This is a genomic window from Rhodoblastus acidophilus (assembly GCF_900187365.1).
Classification (GTDB): Bacteria; Pseudomonadota; Alphaproteobacteria; order Rhizobiales; family Beijerinckiaceae; genus Rhodoblastus; species Rhodoblastus acidophilus.
Map to the genome: position 1 here is coordinate 1 of NZ_FYDG01000060.1, position 1705 is coordinate 1705.

The window sequence follows — 1705 nt, forward strand, 5'->3', positions numbered from 1 at the left end:
CGCTGCGATCGAGACCTCGATCGTCGGCTAACGCCTGACAGAGCTTGAACATGTGACGCCTCTGCGCAGCATGTGAAGCAAGCCTTTGCGACCGGTATCCCCGTGGGACGCCGGTCGTTTGCGTTTGACGCTTGGCGCGCGGCTCGACGCTCACCAGCGCGCGCAGGAGGTCAGCTTCGAGCCGTTCAGCGCCGCAGGCCCTGAGCGTCGCAGAATTCCAGCCGGGGTCGAGTTGCGACTGGCGCCATCGGCGATAAGCGGGAATTGAGCGAAGGGCCGGTCGCGGCGGTGGACCGGTCTATCGTGTGCATGGTCGTCCGCACATTAACTTTCCTTCGACATGCCATGTTAACAAAAAATTGTACCGGCAACCGTAGGTTGCGATTGGGGGACATGGCCGCGCGGCGACGCGCGCGATCGCAACCCGATCGAGGCTTTGCTCAAGCTAAAGATAAGGGCAGACGGAGCAATGGAATGACATTTCTACCCTGCAACGAATTGTCCGTTCAGGCCCCATCCGCGCGTTTTATGCCCGCGCAAGCCAAGCTCGACAATGCGCGCCTGACGCTTGCTGGAGCGATGGCCGAGTTGGTCCTCGCCGATGGCCTTTTCGGGGCGCAGATTGGCGACTCGCGAGTATATAGTCACTTTCAGGCTATTTTCGCGAGGTTCAAAATAGGTCTTCGCACATGACAGGCTGATCCGGGCGCGAAGTAAGCTTGGCGATAACCTCGCCGTGTCCGAAATTTTCAGGTTTTCGCCCGGCGTTGCCAATTTGATCGGCTTCGACCGCCTATGCCGAGACTTGCATCGCGGGGCTTAAACGCGGTCGAAAAACGGGCCGCGCGCCTTTGTGACTGGGGGGCGTTAAGCCCACAGTTTCCCAGTCCGCCTCGCGTCGCTACTGCATTGGAGAGAAATATGGCCGACAACCTGAAGCGAGCCGCCGGCCGGAACGCGGTTGAACTGTCGCCAAAGCCAGCGGTGGTCGATATCATCGAATGCTTTCCGTTGCCGATCGCAGTGCTCGATCACACCGGCGAAGCCGTGTTGGTCAACAAGCTCTTCAACCAGAAGTATGAGCAGGAAATCCTGCATTCGCCAACGGTGCGAAAGACCATTCATGAGCGCGGCGCAGGTTGGAAGACGCTCAAGATTCCTTATGGCGTTCATGATGCCGTGGCCTGCCGCGCCCGGACCGTAGATCTGCCCGCCGGATCGATGCTGATCTTCGACGATGCTGCCGACGAAGACGTGCTGCGCCAGCTCGATCAACTCCAAACGCAGGTCTCGGCGCTTCGGCGTTTGTGCTCCACAGACGTTTTAACGGGCGCCTGGAACCGACTCCATTTCGAGGAGGTCGTCGCCGCCGAAATCGAACGAAGTGTCCGTCACCGACAGCCTGTGTCCCTTATTCTCTTTGACATCGACCACTTCAAGCGCATCAACGACACCTACGGCCATCAGGCCGGAGACTCGGTGCTTCGCGAGCTCGTTTCCGTCACACGGAAAACCATCCGATCGATAGATATGCTGTTCCGCTGGGGCGGCGAAGAATTCGTCGTGATCGCGGCGTCGACGGGTTATCGCGGGAGCGCCGCGCTCGCAGCAAAGATCAGGGAAGCGATCGAGGCTCATCGTTTCCAAAGCGTTGGTCCAGTGACCGTCAGTCTCGGAGTCGCGGAGCGCATCGCGCCCGAGCCGG

At 59.8% G+C, this 1705-nt stretch carries 1 protein-coding gene; it reads left to right on the forward strand.

The annotated features are described in order from the left end of the window. Positions 1-921 precede the first annotated feature (921 nt). The coding region (locus CFB24_RS23995; protein ID WP_176440474.1) for a GGDEF domain-containing protein at positions 922-1705 on the forward strand (784 nt) is incomplete at its 3' end.